This is a genomic window from Neobacillus sp. K501 (assembly GCF_053749995.1).
The window spans coordinates 105735-123045 of record NZ_JBSLYA010000001.1; the positions used below are offsets into that span (position 1 = coordinate 105735).

The following is a 17311-nucleotide window of genomic DNA, read 5'->3' on the forward strand; positions in this document are numbered from 1 at the left end:
CGTGCTATTCTTTCTTTATTTTTATTGAATGAAAGTACTCAGAAGTTAACTGCCGTATTTCTTTTTCTTGAACTGGATGATATACAACAATAAAACAAGTTGCGGGTCCGGAGGATTTTACTACATCTATCATTGTCCTCAGCCGATCAGGAGTAATTCGTTGATTCGGAAACATTTGATTTAACTCAAATAGGATACCTTTTGATCCAACAGGCCAAACCATTACCTCTTTTAAATTGCATATTTTTTGAAATAATGATAATGGAACAACCTTTTCATGTTGTTCGATTACTTCATTCCCAACGAGTGGTAAACCAATGACCGCCAATTGCAATTGCTCAGAATAAACCAACTCTGTTTTTTTATCAACAGGCTTTCTACCTAGCACAGATAAACCGACAGCAGATTGTCTTAAGTGGAAATTACTTTCCGTACTGCCTGTTATCATAACATCCTTCCTATTTAGTTCTGTTAATCCTTTTTGGATCCCATTTACTAATGCGCTCCAAGATTCATTTCCGCAAAAATTTTGAAGGATGACAGAAACGGGTTCCCCACCAGCTGCGATACATTCCATCGCCGCTACTCTAAATGAAAAATAACCAACCGTTTCGTATGAAACTCGAACATGATCATGCTCTTTCATGCCAATTGCACCACTATTGTCGCTGGCAATGATTAGTGATTCCTTGTCTTGAAAAGGAATCGATATAACATCCCTCATAAATTTACATCTCTCTTAATGATTTGGAATGCAGTCAGCCGTGGAATCGCAAATAAAGCCATCACCGAATTAATGATCGAACCAACGATCAACGAAGGGACTATAGCTAAATAAAAGCCTATATTCATAATAAAAATAAATGGCAGCGGCGCAACAAAAGAATTACCCAAAATAAACATTAGACTCGCGATCGTCTTATTCTTCTTAAACAAAATCGCAAAAGTCCAAACAAGCACGGCCATTTCGACTGCGATGAATAAATGCATTGGTCCTAGTGGTAAACCGCCAATCAAGGCTGATAACATATGTCCAAACGCAGCAACGATCGCTCCAGGAATACCTCCTAATAGCACTGCAGCAATTAATGCAGGGAAAACATCAAATGCTACACTGCCAATGTTGGATGGAATTTTGATCGCAGCTCCGATAGTCGATAATGCGGTAAACAAAGCCAATAAAGGTAACATCCTATTTTTCATCTTTACGTTTACCACCCCTAAAAACCTTTGCACTGCGTACATATTCCACGTCACCCACTTGTAGACGGAAGTTAATGACTCTTGCCAAGGCAAAGAAATAGTCTGACAATCGATTTAAGTACTGTAAGGCTACTTCAGGTGTAGTGGGATCAGCTTTCAACAATTTCACTACTAATCTTTCCGCTCTTCTTGTCACTGTTCTCGCAATATGAATCGATGCAGAAGGTTTCGTTCCTCCAGGTAAAATGAACCGTTCTAATTCTGGAGCTTCTTCAATATATTCGTCAATTTTCGTTTCTAAGTAATCAATCGAATCTTTTTGCAGCTTTAACTCACGCTTTGCCGTTACATTGGCAAGGTCTCCACCACAATCAAATAATTCATGTTGAATTTTTTCAAGGTCGGCCAAAACATCCTTGAAAATTTCTACATCCAATTCCACTATCGCCTGACCAACAAAACAATTTACCTCGTCGACGGTTCCGTACGCCTCTACTCGGATATCGTCTTTATCCACTCTACCACCAATAATACTCGTTTTTCCTTTGTCCCCTGTTCTTGTATAGATTCTCATTTCATCCCATCTCCTTTAATTGTTTGATTTAAGCCATACCAGATCATATCGACTCTTTCTGCTTTCGCAGCTAATTTTTGATAAGCCCATCCTGTTACGTCCCGCCATAGTCTATTTTCTCCATCCATCGGGACAATTCCTTTTGTAATATCTGTCCCAATCACGATCAATTTGCGATTCGGACTGGCAGCTTCCCATAAAAGCCAGTTCTCTAGACTGGAATTCCAGATTTCAAGGCAATGATTTGCATCATATTTATCCGTTAATCCCTTTATCCAAATTTCAACCCCTTCTAAAAAAATCAAATCCTCTACAATGGTAATTTCTACGGGAAATGGGGTTCCTTGATAGGCTGACAGCCAATAACCCCTTCCAAAGTTCTGATTTACCCAAGCTCGTTTTCCGTTAAAGGCACCACCTGTAATAAAGTGCACCGGTCACCCCTCCATAAAGCTGCTTTTTCAAAAATCAATTCAATCCCTTGGTCATGACTAACCTGCCAATCCCAAAATTCCTTTTTTATGGGAGCGAATTGGGTTAATAAATATCGAATGACGCCACCATGTGTAACCACAGCACAAGATTGGAAGCTTTGCTCATGCATTGCATCCAAGATCATTTTCCATCCATCTTGGACTCTTTCAGTAAATTCCTGAAAAGATTCCCCATTTGGCGGTGAGTAATGGGAAGGGTCTGTTAACCACCGTTGGTACTGCTTGTCTTCTTTTAAGTCTTCATATGTTTTTCCTTCCCAACTACCGAAATTCATTTCTCTTAAATTTTCTAAGAGAATCATTTCCTTGTTAGGAAATAATTGATTCGTTGTTGTGATGCAGCGTTTTAAATCACTAGAAAAATAGCGCTCATAGCTTCTATCAATGGAACTCCTTTCAGAATTGACACATAATGGAGAATCAGTCCAACCTAAATAAGCTTTACGCTTATTTGCCTCGGTTAAGTAATGACGAAATAATGCAATAACCACAATGTCAGCCACAGTATTAATTCAGTCCCTTCTACAGAAGCTCCTAAAACATCTCCCGTGATTCCGGAAAACCATTTCACTGCTTTCTTGCGGCAAAACCAATAACAACAAAACGCAATGAATAGCAAGATACCAGCAGCTAGAATTCCTTTACTAATGAAAAATAAAAGAAACACCACTAAGTAGATCAGATAAATGAATAACGCACTTGGCGATGCTGCGTTTTGAAATAATGAGCCAAGACCATCCTTTTTAGCCGAGCTAACGGTTAACAATAATGCGCCCATCACACATTTACTCAAAAATGGAATGGCTGAGATTAATAAGAATGAAAGAGTTTGATAATTACTAGTTATTTCGTAAATAAAGAAGAATCTTGTACTTAGCAATACAATAGTTGAAATAACGCCAAATGCCCCCGTTCTAGGGTCCTTCATAATCTCGAGCCGCTTCTCTGGATTCTGATAAGAAAAATAGGCATCACTTGCATCCATCCAACCATCAAGATGAATCCCACCCGTTAAGAGAATCGTTGCCAACCAAAGCATAAATGACACCGCTAGCGTTGAGAATGGAGTGAATTCTATGAAAAGATATAAAAGGCTAGAAAAGAAAATACCTTGAAATAGCCCTAAAATAGGAAATGTTTGGACCGCCTTCTTTAGATTTTCTTTATCCATCGGAATCTCGATGGTAATTGGGATGGAGGTGAAAAATTGCAGATTAATGATAAACCCCTTTAAAAACGTCATCATTTTGTACTCCAATGATTGATAATGTCTTTAAGAAGCTCCCAGTTAAGGTTTGATTTCATCTGGTTGGCAAGATCATCATATTTTTTATCTTTAAAATCACCTATATTAAGGGAATCTTTCATTGATAGACCTTTACTTTTTCGAATCATGTTTAACCAATGATTTCTCCAATGATCATTATGGAATAAATGATGAAGGTAGGTCCCAATTATTTGGCCGTTATTCGAGTAAAACCCTTCATCGCAGTCATTATCTAATCTTAAAAATGAGCATCCATTTCTCGCAATCATTGTCTTCCCTAAATGAATCTCATATCCTTCTATTTTTTCATTAGGCTGGAGTCCGGTATCCATATGATATACTCCGGCTACTCTATTGGTTTCTTTTTCACCATAGAAAATGGTTTTACCAGGTATACAGCCCAAGCCCTTTACTAGATTGCTATGAATTCCAGTATCAGAACCTGCTTCATCCAACAACTCTTCTCCAAGTATTTGGTATCCCCCACATACACCAACGATAAAGCCGCCTTTTTGTACATGCTCCTGAATCTGATAATCTAACTGTCTATCTTTTAACGTTTTCAAATCGCTTATCGTACTTTTTGTTCCCGGAATGATTATAGCATCTGGTTTGCCGAATTCAGACTTATTTTTCACCCAGCGGATGGAAACATCTTCTTCAAATAAAAACGGTTCGAAGTCGCTGTAATTCGAAATAAACGGCAGATGAATCACTGCGATATCAATATTGCCTGTTTTCCTCGTAGAAAATTGGCTTGATAAGGACAAAGAATCCTCCCCATCAATCATATGAGAATCAATATATGGCAATACACCGATGACTGGTATTCCTGTTTTTGCTTCAATCCACAGAATTCCATCTTCAAAAAGGGAAAGATCACCTCGAAATTTATTGATGATGATTCCTGCGACTCTTTGTCTCTCTTTTGGTTCTAACAGCTCAAGTGTACCGACGATACTAGCAAATACACCTCCCCGATCAATATCTGCTACAAGCACAACGGGAACATCCGCCAGCTCTGCAACCTTCATATTTACCAGTTCACGGTCCTTTAAATTGATTTCAACTGGGCTTCCGGCCCCTTCTATCACGATCACATCATATTGTTTTTCAAGTTCTATTAATGATTTTTCAATAACTTCAAGGCCATTTTCATAAAAATCTTCCCGATAGCCTCTTCCTGAAAGAGTCTTAATCGCCTTTCCTAAGTAGACAATCTCAGAATCTTGATTCGAGCGCGGTTTTAATAATAGAGGATTCATCCTCACTGTCGCCTCTGTCTTTGCCGCTTCTGCTTGAATCCCCTGCGCCCTGCCTATCTCCTTCCCATCTTTTGTCACATAAGAATTATTTGACATATTCTGAGATTTGAACGGGGCAACTTTCACTCCCTCGTTGGCTAGGATTCGGCAGAGTCCCGTTACAATTAAACTTTTCCCCACATCGGAAGCTGTTCCTTGAATCATGACTCCCTTCATCTGCCTGCTCCTTTCATCATGATTGGAATGCCCGCTTCGACTAAAATTGCCTGATCAGCATTCTCGACCAAACGTTGGTGAATTTGACCAAGTAGCTTACGGTATGTAAAAACCAGCTCATTTCCGACGTTCGGCTCATAAAATACCTCATTACTAACCACAATCAATGTTCCAGCACGGGATTTTATGGCTAAAATACCGTTAACAATTCTTTCTAAAGTCATTTTGATAAAAGCTTCATCCCAATCCTGGTCATTGGAAAACAATTCATTATTTAATAGCGTAGTGACACAGTCTAGTAAAATTATATCCCTTTTGCAAAAACCGTCTGCTATTTCTCCAATTTTGAGTGATCGCTCGATCGTTTTCCAATTAAACAATCCGGCCTCACGATCTTGCTGATGCTTGGCAATTCGCTGCTTCATCTCTTGGTCAGAAGGTACGCCTGTTGCAATATAAGTAAGCTGCCCGTCATATTTCCTTGCAATCTCCACGGCCATTTGTTCAGCATAGTTGCTCTTTCCACTGCGGACTCCTCCAGTAATGAAGATTAAAGTTGATGTTGTCTCCATGCTAACAACACCTCCATTAATTGATCATTCTCATCTTTCCCTTTAATTGCAAAGCGAAGCCAGTTCCCATCAAGGCCTGGAAAATTAAACGTATGCCTCGGAATGATTCCCCGATGGAGAAGAATTTCAAAGAGTCTAAATTGATCCAGTATTTTTGAATCTCGCAACAGATAAAAGTTGACCTTGGATGGTGAAACTTCAAAATCAGCCTGTGTAAAAAATTCAAAGAGTCGTTTCCGTTCACCATCGATAAATCGTTGAGTATCCTTGATATACGTCTCGTCCTGTAAACATAATTCACCTGATCGTAAAGCAATCGTATTAACACTCCAATGGGATTGGAGTGTATTGAGTTCATGAATAATCTTGGGTGCTGCAACTAAATATCCCAGCCGAATGCCTGGTATTGCAAACATTTTTGTCATGGAGCGAAGGACAATTAACCTTGGAAATTGATTAATATTCGGAATGATAGATTCATAGTTTGATAAGAAATCATAGAATGCTTCGTCTAAAATTAGCAAGCAGCGATGTTTTTCGCATTCCTCCATAATTGACTTGAGTTTTGAAGGAGGGTAATGAACGCCGGTTGGATTATTGGGATTACATAGGAATAATGCATCTACCTTCGACAAATCTGGGAGAGTTAAGGAAAAGTCTGGTCCCGCTAAAGAATGGTATGAGATTTCACATTTATTTGCTAGGCAAGCTTTTTCATATTCAGAAAAGGTAGGCTGGATAATTCCTATTTTTTTACCTGCTAGCATCCTTGCCACGAGGGTAATCAGCTCTGCTCCGCCATTACCAATTATAATCGAATCTGGGCTAATCGATTCTCTCTTTGCAATCATTTCTTTTAATTGAAAAGCGTAAGGATCTGGATAAACCGATATCTCACGATAAAATTCGCCCCATTTTTCTTTTATAGCAGCTGGTGGACCGATTGGATTGATGTTCGCACTAAAATCAATATACTCCCCGGGAAGCTCGAGCCCCATTGCCTTATATAAATACTGTGGATTGGAACCATGTGAAGGCCATTTCAATCGTCATCCCTCCGATCCATAATAATACTAAAAACAATATTACTGTTCTGGTTAAAATCCTATTTGCTTGCTTTATATGTTCAGCTTGAATGGGTACCAAAGGTTCACCCATTTTTGCCCGGTTCGAAATCATACCTTTGTAGAAGTTGATCCCACCAAGCTGAATAGCTAATATGGCAGCAACAGCAGCTTCACCCCAGCCGCTATTTGGGCTAGGATGCTTTTTTGCATCACGGAACAAGATTGACCATGCTTTTCGGTAACTCATTCTCTTCGGCCCATTTCCTATTAGCATTAATATTCCTGTCAACCGACTAGGAATCCAGTTCATCACATCATCGAATTTCGCTGAAGCCCAACCAAATTCTTTGTACCTTTCGTTTTTGTGACCAACCATTGAATCACAGGTATTGACTGCACGGTAAACCATAGCAAGCGGGGCTCCGCCGATTAGCGCCCAAAACAATGGTGCTGTCACTCCATCACTTGTATTTTCAGCAACCGTCTCTATCGCTCCGCGGGCAATTTCATTTTCCTTTAAATGATCAGTATCGCGGCCTACAATATACGATAGTTTGATCCTTGCCTCTCCCAAATCCCCTTTTATTAGCGGACGATATACCTCCATAGATGCCTCTTTTAAGCTTTTTTGGGCAACGGTTGTCGCTATCATAATCGCTTCCACAGCCATACCAATATACGGGTGTATCTGATAGCCCATGATTACCAAGAGAATAGCAATAGATAGAACGGAAATTAAAACAAAAACGAGCATTTTGACTCCTTTCCATTTTTTATTCCTCCCCTGGTTCAAACGTTTTTCCCAGAAAGAAATCATTGTCCCAATCCATCTGACTGGATGTGGCCAATGTGGTGGATCTCCTATTAGCAGGTCAATAAAATAAGCAATGGTGATAGCAGTTAAGTGATAGACAATCATACTTGTTTCCTTTTTTGAGATTTTTGAATTGCCTCTGTCGTACATTCGTATACAGCTTTGCTAATCAGTTTCCCTAAAGGGGTAATCGTTCCCGCAAACTCAAGATATTCGCCAGATTGTGTCGCAGCGATTAATATACTATCTGTTGAGGTACCTGTAGCTATGGTGCCTGTCACCGCATCGATAACCTTTAAATCATTCATTGCCTTCGTTTTGGCTTCTGTAGCCGTCATGATAGATTGAATAAATGCTTCTTCGGTCATTTCCCCGTTGACGAAGACCCATGTATTGATGGTGCCTGGCACCATTTCGAATGAGTGCATTTCGCTTTTAGAGGCATCAATTGCATTTCCGACACCTGCAGTGACGACAATGAATACAGAAAAACGATCCTCTTCTAAAATTTTATAGGATACGTCCTCCAGATACACAGCCGTCATCATCCCTACCGTTTCGGATGGTTCAAACCGATTAGACCTTAAATAGTCCGCCATTTCCTTGCGATGATCACTACAATTGTAATCCTTTCCAACATGTCGATTGACAAAGTGATGATACCAACCTGTTCCTGAACCAATTACACCTGAAGACATTGTTCTTAACGGAAGCGGCGAAGTTAACGTGATCATTTCATCCGAAATCGTTAATAAAACCTCATTAATGATCAAATTCTCTTCTATCTTTTTCCCTTCCACTTCCGGCAATAATACGATTTGTGGGGCAGCAATTTTCGGATGGGGATGTTTCTGAATTTCGGTATTATAGACTTCCCTTATTCTTTCTTCTCTTAATACTTCATTGGGAGCATGGTCAATATGAATACTCCCTTTCTCTAGTAATAACAAGCGATCACAATACAAGCCCGCTAAATTCAAATCATGAAATATGGAAATTACCGTTAAACCTGAATCTTTCGTCCATTTTTTAAGGAAATCAAGTAACTCCTTTTGATAGGATAAATCTAAATGGTTCGTTGGTTCATCTAAAAGGAGAATTTCGGGTTCTTGCGCAAGAGCCTGCGCAAGAAACACCCTTTGTTTTTCACCGCCTGATAATTCCTGAATATTTTTATTTTGGAAGGAAGATATGCCTGTCTGCATCATGACTCTTTGAACAATTTCCTCATCATTATCCCCCCATGATTGAAACCATCCTGTTTGATGGGCATAACGCCCTAGCGCAACCGTCTCTTTCACGGTGTAGGAAAAAGAAGGTGGCGAATGCTGAGATAAGACCGCAATCATTTTGGCCAGCTGCTTCGTTTTATAGTCCTGAACTCTTTTTCCTTTAATCAGGATTTCACCCGTTTCAAATGGTAAGATACCGCTCACCATTTTTAACAATGTCGTCTTGCCGCTTCCATTTGGTCCAAGTATCCCATAAAGCTCCCCAGTTTGAACGTTGAAGGAAACATCCTTCAGGACTGATTCACCTGAATATCCTCCTGAAACTTGTTGAACGCTAAGCATTCTTAACCACTTCTTTCCATCCGTTTTCTTTGTAATAAAATGACTGCAAATATCGGGGCACCAATAAAGGCGGTGATAACCCCTATCGGTAATTCGGTAGGGGAAATAATTGTCCGGGACAGGAGATCTGCCAAGATTAAAAATCCGCTTCCCGTTACTATCGCTAATGGCAGCAAATGCTTATGATCTGGACCCCACAATAATCGAGAGAGATGGGGAATGACAAGTCCTACAAAACCAATGGTTCCAGAAACAGCCACTGCTGCTCCAGTTAGGATCGAACCCGCTGTTAAAACCACTAGCTTCCGTTTTTGAACGTTAACCCCTAAATGCTGCGCTCTTTCTTCTCCAAACGACATCGCATTTAGTTCTTTCACATTAAAAAGCAAGATGACGGAACCAATGATAAAAAATGGCAAAATAATTTTTATGTATTCCCAGCCGCGCATCGATACACTGCCCAACAACCAGCCAATAATCTGTCTAAGCTCATCTCCTGTTAAAGCAATCATTAGTGAAATAATCGCACCCAGAAACGAACTAAAGATAATTCCCGTTAATATAATCGTTTCCACTCTCATCGAACGATCAATTTTACGAGCGAAAGCAAGTACTAAAAAGATCGTGATAAAGGAAAACAAAATACTTAGAAGCGGCAGTGTGAAGTTGCCAATAAAGGGGATGGAAATTTGAAAAAACAAAGTAAGTACAGCCCCGACTGAAGCGCCAGAGGATACACCTAATGTAAAGGGATCGGCTAATGGATTTCTTAAAAGACCTTGAAAGGCCGCTCCTGCAATGGCAAGAGCTGCTCCTACAAGACCTGCTAAAATTACTCGGGGTAAACGGATATTTATAACAATACTCGAATACATCGGGTCAATCTGATCAAGTGAAATAAAGCCAGTTAGTTTTGCGATAATAATTTGAATAATCGTATAAATCGGGACCGAAACACTGCCAATCGATATCCCTAATAGTATCGAAAAGAGCAGGAAACCTCCGGCAAAAAAATAGGCTATTAACTTATTATTTAAAAACTTCTGGATAGACAGCCTTTGCAAGTTCCTCTACTCCTTCAACAATCCTAGGACCTGACCGGGTCACACGATCAGAGTCTACATCGATGACTTGCTTGTTTTTAATTGCATTGACATTTTCCCAGCCTTTTCGGCTTAACACTTGCTCATCCGCATTTTTAACATAAAATCCATAAGTAGTAATGATGACATCTGGATTACGGTTAATAATTGCTTCTTGATCCATCGCAACCCAGCCTTCTTGGTCGTTTGCGATATTCTCTGCATTTATAAAACGCAACATTTCATCCATAAAAGTATTTTTACCAGTCGTAAAAATTTCTGGTTCCGCCCCTACCTCAATGAACACCTTTTTCTTCTCGGAGATTTCAGCAGCTTTCTCTTTTATTTCAGCCAATTTCTCCTCCATTTCTTTCACTAGCTCTTCTGCTTTGATTGTTTCACCTGTAGCTTTCCCAATCAAACTAATGGTGTCATTTACCTCCTCAAAATTTTGCGCATCATCCACGATTAATACGGTAATTCCAGAATCGCTTAACTGCTTCAGACCTTCTGCTGTATGTTGTGAGGCATGTGCTAACACTAAATTAGGCTGTAAAGCAATAATTTTTTCTAAGTTAACTTCCATGCCGCCCACTTTCTCTTTTTTTGAGACTTCTTCAGGATAATTATCATAATCTGATACTCCAACGATTTCTTCTTTAAGTCCTAATGCATAGGCAATCTCAGTATTACTTGGTATTAAAGAAACAATTTTTTCAGGTTTTTCGCTAATGACTACCTCTTGGTCAAAGGCATCCTTAATGGTTACCGGAAAAGCTTTATCTGTTGATTGTTGCTCAGAACTGCCTTTTGTTTCTTCCTTAGGACTTTCGTTTTGTTCACCGCAGGCTGTTAATACACCAATGGATAATAATAAAATAAATAATAACGAAGATAATTTTTTCATTTTTTCCTCCTATGTACGGCATTTTGATCATAAAAAAGTGTGAATAAAAAATAAAACATCTCTACATTTATGTAGAGATGTTGGTTCGATAGATCCTTATACTTTATAAGTAAAAAGGCACTAGTCTTCCACACCTCCCTATCCTCGTAGGTTCCTTTTGGCGCAAGAATTAGGCAGGTTTCCTGACTTATGGTCATCGCTTCCTATGTCTTCCCATCTTTCGACAGTGACATTTTATAGGTTGCTCCCAATTACAGTGGCGGGACCGTGTTGGCTTTTCACCAAACTTCCCTATTAAGCTTAAAATCTTTAGAAAAAGATTTCTAGCACCTATTCTTCAATTATTTTTTTATGATAGTCCTATTATATAATAACGTGGAGAATTTTGTATCATTTTTGCTAATTTCTACAAAATGGATTATTATTGCTCAATAACTCTACAAAGATTTGCCATTTCAATTGCCCCTGCTGCTGCTTCCCATCCTTTATTCCCTGCTTTTGTTCCAGCACGCTCAATCGCTTGCTCAATGGAATCAGTCGTTAACACACCAAAAATAACCGGGATGCCACTTTCTAATGTAATTTTAGAAACACCTTTTGCTACTTCATTGCAAACATAATCAAAATGAGGAGTTGATCCTCGGATGACTGTACCTAAAGTAATCACGGCATCATACTTTTTACTTTTAGCCATTTTCTGGGCGATTAACGGAATTTCAAACGCACCTGGCACCCATGCTATATCGACATCAGATTCGCTTACACCATGTCTTTTTAAAGCATCCTGTGCTCCACTTAACAATTTACTCGTAATAAATTCATTAAAACGGCCAACAACAATTCCTATTTTTAAACCTGATCCAACTAAATTACCTTCAAAAAGATTATTCATCCATAATTCCTCCAAATATAAATTTTTCCATATTTTCGCTAAACTTATCTTTGACTAGCCTGCTCCAATTTCTTCCTATATTCAATTAAGTCTTTAATCGTAATAAATTTAACTTTTAATTTATCTGCAATTTCCCTTAACTGGGGAACTCGTGCCATTGTCCCATCTTCATTCATTATTTCACAAATTACCCCTGCCGGCTTTGCCTGACATAATTTTGCTAAGTCCACTGCTGCCTCTGTATGTCCCGTCCTACTAAGAACGCCACCTTTTTTTGCAACTAAAGGAAAAATATGTCCTGGTCTTTTAAAATCAGCAGGTTTTGCTTCAGAATCGAGCATACTTAAAATTGTTGCAGAACGCTCGAAAGCAGAAATCCCTGTAGTTGAAAATTCATGATCAATACTAACTGTAAAGGCTGTTCCATGGGGATCGGTGTTATGGGCTACCATTGGGCCTAATTCTAGTTTATCTGCTAGTTCCTCTTCAATTGGAACACAGATCAACCCTCTTCCATGTGTTGCCATTAAGTTGATCACATCTGGTGTAGCCCTTTCTGCAAGGGCAATAAAGTCACCTTCATTTTCCCTGTTCTCATCATCACAAACGATGACAACCTTCCCTTGTTTTAATTCTGTCAGTGCTTCTTCAATTGTATCAAACATCCTATCCTCCCCTTCCTCATAATCCTTCTAGATTATTGTTTGCCGTTTCTACAAAAATAATGGTAAGACCTTTAGTAAAAGCCATTTTCTTCTAAGAACTTGGCCGTTAAACCTGATGCACTCTTATTAGAGGTTTGTCCGGAAGTACTCATCAAAAAATGTCCTACATATTTACCAATCATGTCACATTCTAGATTAACAATTTCACCCTTGTCCTTATTTCCAAGAATAGATTCAGAGCGTGTATGAGGGATAAGTGATAGTGTGAAACTGTCATTCGTTACATCGAATACGGTTAGACTAGTTCCGTCAACGGCAATTGAACCTCTTTTAATGATGAATTTTAACAGTTCGGGGTCTGTTAAAATTTCATAATAAATCGCATTTTCAAGAGCCTTTTTTGATTTAATTACTCCAGTTCCATCGATATGTCCGGAAACAAAATGTCCACCAAATCTTCCACCTGCAGCCATTGCCCTTTCCAGATTTACTTTTGTGTCTCGCTGAACGGTACGAAGGCTCGAGGCTTTCACCGTTTCTGGCATCACATCAACAGTAAATTGGTTATGTGTGAAGCTAGTAACAGTAAGACAAACACCATTAACCGCAATACTGTCCCCTAGGCGGACATCCTCAAGTATTTTTTTGGCTTCAATTGTTAGAACATAAGAATCTCCACTTCGCTGACTATTGGCCACTGTACCAATTTCCTCGATAATTCCGGTAAACATAGTATTTTTCTCCTTGTCCCTGTAAAATTCATGGGTAAAAAAATCCCCCTGAAGCGATACGTCTTCAGGGGGATTTTAAAGGCAATACTAAATAAAGGGGTAAAAAAGGATATACTTATCCCGTTTCCACTCCTGCCTTTTTTTCCTTCTCCCATCCAGACTTTAACTGTCGGCCCTGGAGTTTCACCAGATCCACCGCTTAACCATTAGGTTAACCGGGTCACGGACTAAGAAGCTGCGCTTCATCACCGCCGGTTAGGAATTTCACCTGACCCCGAAGGAATAACATCATTTAATTATTTAACAGTATAACGTACCCAAGCAAAATTGTGAAATAATATTAACTATTTCGCTTATTATTTTACTATCCAAAAATAAGAATTCGATTTTAAAATGTTAATTTATCAAAAAATAGATTATACTGTGAATACATTCAACTACTTTGGAGGTATATTTATGTCCGATCAAAATCAACCTGAAGTTCCAAAAAAGAAAGTGAGTCTACAGGAAGCGATGAAGCAGCAGCTAGAGAATAAGAAAAATAAAGCGGCTGGTGGAAATTCTCATGCCAATAACTCACAAGCAACAAAAAGGCTAACAAGCCAACAGACAAAAAAAGTAAGTAACTCCCGTCGAAAAATGGGTGTTTAATGAATGGGCAAAACCGCAAGGACATCCTACCCGGGATTGCGGTAGATATTGTCCTAAAGGCTGATCAAAGAACAGGAAAGCGCACAAGCGGAATTGTTAAGGATATTTTAACAAAATCAGTCTTCCATCCTCATGGAATTAAAGTTAGGTTAACGAATGGGCTGGTTGGAAGAGTTCAAGAAATACATAAATAATAAACATTTGCTTGTATGATGTTTAGAAAATCACCTACTACTAGAAATACCATATTACTTTTTCCCCACGTAATTTCGTGGGGTTTTTTTATGAGCAAATAAAAAACAGACCCCTGAAATAGGAGTCTGTTTGGTTTAGAAGGTTGATTATGCTTTACGAACGTTAACCGCTTGTGGTCCACGTTGACCATTTTCGATTTCAAACGTAACTTCTTGACCTTCATCTAAGGTTTTGTAACCTTCGCCTTGAATTGCAGAGAAGTGAACGAATACATCGTCTCCACCTTCGCGCTCGATAAATCCAAAGCCTTTTTCACCGTTAAACCATTTTACTTTACCTGTTTCCATTTTCTTTGTAGCCTCCTAGCATGTAACTATACATGAAATTGCAATTTTATCTTGCTTGATTATTATTTCCTGTACACAAAAATTTTAAACCAAAAAATATACACTTCAAACGAATTTATTTTATCATAATACCCATTTTCGAATCGCTTCGGCAACACCATCTTCTGTATTGGAAGCAGTCACCCAATCAGCAGCTTCTTTCACCGTTTCTTGAGCATTCCCCATCGCAATCCCCACCCCGGCTTCTTGGATCATTGCTAAATCATTGAGGCTGTCACCAACAGCCATGACATTTTTCATCTCAATCCCCAGGCGGTTACAGACTATTTCCAGTCCCTTTGCCTTATTAATACCTGCTGGATTTACTTCAATATTTGTGGGTGAAGAGTTGCTCACTTCAAATTCACCTTTTGCTTGCAGTTCATTTAGAATGATTTCTCTTACAGCATCATCGTCAATATTAAAACCAAATTTTAACCATTGAACCCCGGTTACGTCCTCTGGCATTTCATCAAACCAATTTTTCTCCGTACTGATTGCCCAAAATTTTGTCTTATGTTGTTTCGTAAGCTCCCACATCCATTGAATTAACTCTGTGGAAACAAAATTCCTTTCAACGATTTCCCTTTTTTCATCCCAAATTTCACTGCCGTTAACGGTTACTAAATAGGAAGTGAGCTCTAAAGCATCCGCATGGTCTTGACAAGTTCTTAATGTCCTTCCAGTACTTAGAACGACATAAACTCCTTTTTCTTGAGCCTCTTTTATCGCTTTTCGATTTGCTTCTGAAACCTCATGCTTATCGTTTAGCAAGGTTCCATCCATGTCGAGAGCGACCAGTTTGATGTCCACATTGTTTTTCACTTTTTCCATATGTAGCTTACTCCCTTCCTGCTTAATGTTCTAAGCTTAACATCTTTGGATAATATTAATCAAAAATACGCTACGGCAGTTTACATAATGTTTCTATAACATAAAACCTCCTTCCAAAAGTTGAAAGGAGGTTTTACGGTTATTGTTGATATTGGACGCGGTGTAAGTTTGCAAAGATTCCATCTTGCTCTATTAGTTCGTCATGACCGCCCTCTTCGGCAATCCCATCTTCGGTTACGACCACAATTCGATCGGCATTGCGAATCGTAGCAAGTCTATGAGCAATGATAAGGGTTGTTCTGTTTTTAGCCAGTTCTGTTAAGGCTTCTTGGATAACCAATTCTGTTTCTGTATCAAGAGCAGAGGTGGCTTCATCCAAGATTAAGATCGGTGGATTTTTCAAAAACATTCTTGCAATCGCCATTCTTTGTTTTTGTCCTCCTGATAACTTCAACCCTCGTTCACCAATTTGTGTCTCATACCCATCTGGCAAGGAGGTAATAAATTTCTCAAGGTGAGCACGTTTTGCCGCTTCAAATATCTCATCATCCGTTGCATTTAGCTTCCCATAGGCAATATTTTCTTTTATTGTCCCAGTAAAAAGGAAAACATCTTGCTGGACAATCCCTATTTGCGAGCGCAAAGATTTTTTTGACATATCACGGATATCAACACCATCGATGGACACCGCACCACTATTTACGTCATAAAATCTTGGAATTAATGAACATATCGTGGTTTTTCCAGCACCAGAGGGGCCGACAAACGCGACCGTTTCTCCTGAACGAATGTTTAAATTAATATTGTCCAGGACGGCTTTATTTCCCTCATAGCTAAAGCTAACATGATCAAATACAATGTTTCCCTTTAATGATGCTACCTCGATCGCATCCTTCGTATCTTTTACGTCTGGCTCAGAATCAATCAATTCACTAAAACGTTTAAATCCTGCCATTCCCTTTGGATATAATTCCATAATGGCACTTATTTTATCAATTGGTTTAAATAAAATATTGACATATAGAACAAAGCCAACAAGTTCACCATATGAAAGCTGATTAGTGAAGCTTAACCATGCACCATAAACTAGGACTAGTATGGTGATTAACCTGGTCATCATATAGATTCCTGATAAACTAAAAGACATCACTTTATATCCACTAAGCTTTGCTCCACGATACTTCTGATTGTTTTTTCGAAATCTAGCAATCTCGAAATCTTCATTTGTAAAAGATTGCACGACTCTGCTTCCTGATACACTATCTTCGACCCGGGCATTTACATCTGCAATGCTCGAATACATTTTGCTCCATGCTTTGTTCATTTTTAAATTACAGACAACCACGACGACTATTAATAACGGCAATATCAAAACAGCAACAAGGGCAAGCTTGACGTTAATCGTAAGCATAATCCAAAAAGCGCCGATAAATGTCATAATTGCAATGAACACATCTTCTGGACCATGGTGGGCAAGTTCACCAAGATCAAAGAGATCATTGGTAATTCTACTCATAATATGCCCTGTTTTCGTATTATCAAAAAAACGAAAGGATTGTTTTTGAACATGCTCAAACAATTCCTGCCTCATATCGGTTTCAATATTAATCCCAAGCTTATGTCCCCAGTAATTCACGACATATTGGAGGAAAGTACTTAATACATAAACCATCAGCAAAGCTAAACTAACTGTTACTATGGCTTGCCAATTTTCTCCTGGCAGTAAGTCATCGATGAACCACTGGACGGCAAGAGGAAAAGCAAGCTCCAATGCTGCAACAATAACAGCACTGCTAAAATCAAGGATAAATAACTTTTTATGCGGTAAATAATAAGAAAAAAAGCGCCGAATCATAGCATTTCCCCTTTAAACGTAGTAGCAATAATTGGATTATATGAAAAAAGGATATGTCTTTTCAAGA

20 protein-coding genes, 1 pseudogene and 2 riboswitches are annotated in these 17311 nt (G+C 38.9%); of the genes and pseudogenes, 2 read left to right on the top strand and 19 right to left on the bottom strand.

Annotated elements, in window-relative coordinates:
• Positions 1–4: 4 nt before the first annotated feature.
• The 16 genes and pseudogenes from ACWM35_RS00505 to ribE all read right to left on the bottom strand — a co-directional run bounded on the left by ACWM35_RS00505 (position 5) and on the right by ribE (position 13323).
• On the bottom strand, positions 5–724 hold the full coding sequence (locus ACWM35_RS00505; protein ID WP_454814431.1) for an ATP-binding protein: 720 nt from the start codon (positions 722–724) through the stop codon (positions 5–7).
• Positions 721–1203 carry an ECF transporter S component gene (locus tag ACWM35_RS00510; protein WP_454814433.1) on the bottom strand — a complete coding sequence of 161 codons (483 nt, stop codon included), beginning with the start codon at positions 1201–1203 and terminating at the stop codon, positions 721–723. Before ACWM35_RS00510 ends, ACWM35_RS00505 begins: the two co-directional genes overlap by 4 nt.
• Positions 1193–1777: a cob(I)yrinic acid a,c-diamide adenosyltransferase gene (locus tag ACWM35_RS00515; RefSeq protein ID WP_454814435.1), complete on the bottom strand. Its 585-nt coding sequence runs from the start codon at positions 1775–1777 to the stop codon at positions 1193–1195. The genes ACWM35_RS00510 and ACWM35_RS00515 overlap by 11 nt, the downstream gene beginning before the upstream one ends.
• Positions 1774–2211: a bifunctional adenosylcobinamide kinase/adenosylcobinamide-phosphate guanylyltransferase gene (locus tag ACWM35_RS00520; protein ID WP_454814437.1), complete on the bottom strand. Its 438-nt coding sequence runs from the start codon at positions 2209–2211 to the stop codon at positions 1774–1776. The genes ACWM35_RS00515 and ACWM35_RS00520 overlap by 4 nt, the downstream gene beginning before the upstream one ends.
• A complete protein-coding gene (locus ACWM35_RS00525) occupies positions 2163–2774 on the bottom strand; it encodes a histidine phosphatase family protein (protein ID WP_454814439.1) in 612 nt (203 codons plus the stop codon). The genes ACWM35_RS00520 and ACWM35_RS00525 overlap by 49 nt, the downstream gene beginning before the upstream one ends.
• The gene (gene cobS, locus ACWM35_RS00530; protein ID WP_454814441.1) at positions 2732–3514 is read right to left on the bottom strand and encodes an adenosylcobinamide-GDP ribazoletransferase; all 783 of its coding nucleotides are present in this window, start codon (positions 3512–3514) and stop codon (positions 2732–2734) included. Before cobS ends, ACWM35_RS00525 begins: the two co-directional genes overlap by 43 nt.
• Entirely contained in the window at positions 3514–5019 is a 1506-nt protein-coding gene (locus ACWM35_RS00535) for a cobyric acid synthase (RefSeq protein WP_454814443.1), read from the bottom strand. Before ACWM35_RS00535 ends, cobS begins: the two co-directional genes overlap by 1 nt.
• Complete coding sequence (locus ACWM35_RS00540; protein WP_454814445.1) at positions 5016–5591, bottom strand: bifunctional adenosylcobinamide kinase/adenosylcobinamide-phosphate guanylyltransferase; 576 nt, start codon at positions 5589–5591, stop codon at positions 5016–5018. The genes ACWM35_RS00535 and ACWM35_RS00540 overlap by 4 nt, the downstream gene beginning before the upstream one ends.
• The gene (cobD, locus tag ACWM35_RS00545) at positions 5570–6637 is read right to left on the bottom strand and encodes a threonine-phosphate decarboxylase CobD (protein WP_454814446.1); all 1068 of its coding nucleotides are present in this window, start codon (positions 6635–6637) and stop codon (positions 5570–5572) included. Before cobD ends, ACWM35_RS00540 begins: the two co-directional genes overlap by 22 nt.
• Positions 6594–7577, bottom strand: coding sequence for an adenosylcobinamide-phosphate synthase CbiB (gene cbiB / locus ACWM35_RS00550; protein WP_454814448.1), 984 nt, complete (start codon positions 7575–7577; stop codon positions 6594–6596). Before cbiB ends, cobD begins: the two co-directional genes overlap by 44 nt.
• Positions 7574–9046: an adenosylcobinamide amidohydrolase gene (locus tag ACWM35_RS00555; protein ID WP_454814450.1), complete on the bottom strand. Its 1473-nt coding sequence runs from the start codon at positions 9044–9046 to the stop codon at positions 7574–7576. Before ACWM35_RS00555 ends, cbiB begins: the two co-directional genes overlap by 4 nt.
• Positions 9047–9048: 2 nt before the next feature.
• Entirely contained in the window at positions 9049–10110 is a 1062-nt protein-coding gene (locus ACWM35_RS00560; RefSeq protein ID WP_454814452.1) for a FecCD family ABC transporter permease, read from the bottom strand.
• The gene (locus ACWM35_RS00565) at positions 10076–11035 is read right to left on the bottom strand and encodes an ABC transporter substrate-binding protein (protein WP_454814454.1); all 960 of its coding nucleotides are present in this window, start codon (positions 11033–11035) and stop codon (positions 10076–10078) included. The genes ACWM35_RS00560 and ACWM35_RS00565 overlap by 35 nt, the downstream gene beginning before the upstream one ends.
• A 155-nt stretch (positions 11036–11190) precedes the next feature.
• Positions 11191–11384, bottom strand: a riboswitch (cobalamin riboswitch).
• 72 nt (positions 11385–11456) lie between these two features.
• Entirely contained in the window at positions 11457–11927 is a 471-nt protein-coding gene (ribH, locus tag ACWM35_RS00570) for a 6,7-dimethyl-8-ribityllumazine synthase (RefSeq protein ID WP_454814456.1), read from the bottom strand.
• A 47-nt stretch (positions 11928–11974) separates the two neighbouring features.
• Positions 11975–12592 (bottom strand): annotated as a pseudogene (ribB, locus tag ACWM35_RS00575) (3,4-dihydroxy-2-butanone-4-phosphate synthase); the annotation flags it as partial.
• A gap of 71 nt (positions 12593–12663) precedes the next feature.
• The gene (gene ribE / locus ACWM35_RS00580) at positions 12664–13323 is read right to left on the bottom strand and encodes a riboflavin synthase (RefSeq protein WP_454814457.1); all 660 of its coding nucleotides are present in this window, start codon (positions 13321–13323) and stop codon (positions 12664–12666) included.
• Between the two features lie 139 nt (positions 13324–13462).
• Positions 13463–13609: riboswitch (FMN riboswitch) on the bottom strand.
• A 170-nt stretch (positions 13610–13779) separates the two neighbouring features.
• On the opposite strand from ribE, the gene ACWM35_RS00585 reads away from it, so the two are divergent.
• Both ACWM35_RS00585 and ACWM35_RS00590 read left to right on the top strand, forming a co-directional pair.
• Positions 13780–13974, top strand: a complete 195-nt coding sequence (locus ACWM35_RS00585; protein ID WP_454814459.1) for a hypothetical protein — start codon at positions 13780–13782, stop codon at positions 13972–13974.
• On the top strand, positions 13974–14168 hold the full coding sequence (locus ACWM35_RS00590) for a YwbE family protein (RefSeq protein ID WP_454814460.1): 195 nt from the start codon (positions 13974–13976) through the stop codon (positions 14166–14168). Before ACWM35_RS00585 ends, ACWM35_RS00590 begins: the two co-directional genes overlap by 1 nt.
• 147 nt (positions 14169–14315) lie before the next feature.
• Here ACWM35_RS00590 and ACWM35_RS00595 read toward each other — a convergent pair whose 3' ends face one another.
• The 3 genes from ACWM35_RS00595 to ACWM35_RS00605 form a co-directional block, all read right to left on the bottom strand.
• Positions 14316–14516, bottom strand: a complete 201-nt coding sequence (locus ACWM35_RS00595) for a cold-shock protein (protein ID WP_454814462.1) — start codon at positions 14514–14516, stop codon at positions 14316–14318.
• A 123-nt stretch (positions 14517–14639) separates the two neighbouring features.
• On the bottom strand, positions 14640–15389 hold the full coding sequence (locus ACWM35_RS00600; protein WP_454814464.1) for a Cof-type HAD-IIB family hydrolase: 750 nt from the start codon (positions 15387–15389) through the stop codon (positions 14640–14642).
• Between the two features lie 139 nt (positions 15390–15528).
• Complete coding sequence (locus ACWM35_RS00605; protein WP_454814466.1) at positions 15529–17244, bottom strand: ABC transporter ATP-binding protein; 1716 nt, start codon at positions 17242–17244, stop codon at positions 15529–15531.
• Positions 17245–17311: the final 67 nt, after the last annotated feature.